Source organism: Pedococcus sp. P1_H8 (assembly GCF_056405175.1).
In genome coordinates, this window is record NZ_JBFUCP010000430.1 from 1 (window position 1) to 373 (window position 373).

A 373-nucleotide genomic window follows, 5' to 3' on the forward strand; every position below is an offset into this window, starting at 1 on the left:
GCATCGAGACGACCATCATCACCGGGAACAGCAGCGACATCGGGTTCGCCGCCATCCCCGAGGTGAACATCAGCGCCACCATGCCGAGCACGGCGACGACCATCACCAGGGGCAGCATCTTGGCGAGCAGGTTCCCGGGCACCACCTTCGGGACCTCGGGAGGCGACTGCAGGCTGAGTTCGCCGCCGGGAACGCGCGGCACCTCCCGCCGCGCCTTGCGTACGAAACGCACAGTGCTCACGCGCGTTCACCCCCATGGTCGTCGCGTTGCCCCGATGCCCGTCCCGCCCCCCGGGACGATGCATCGACGACGAACGGTAACCGATCGAATTCCCGCAACGCGGAGAACCGTCGAATCCGGTTGTCGTAGAGC

General features: G+C 67.0%; 1 protein-coding gene. It reads right to left on the reverse strand.

Annotation, left to right across the window (positions count from 1 at the left end):
- The coding region (locus AC1DYG_RS20700) for a hypothetical protein (RefSeq protein ID WP_477641705.1) at window positions 1-241 on the reverse strand (241 nt) is incomplete at its 3' end.
- Window positions 242-373 lie beyond the last annotated feature (132 nt).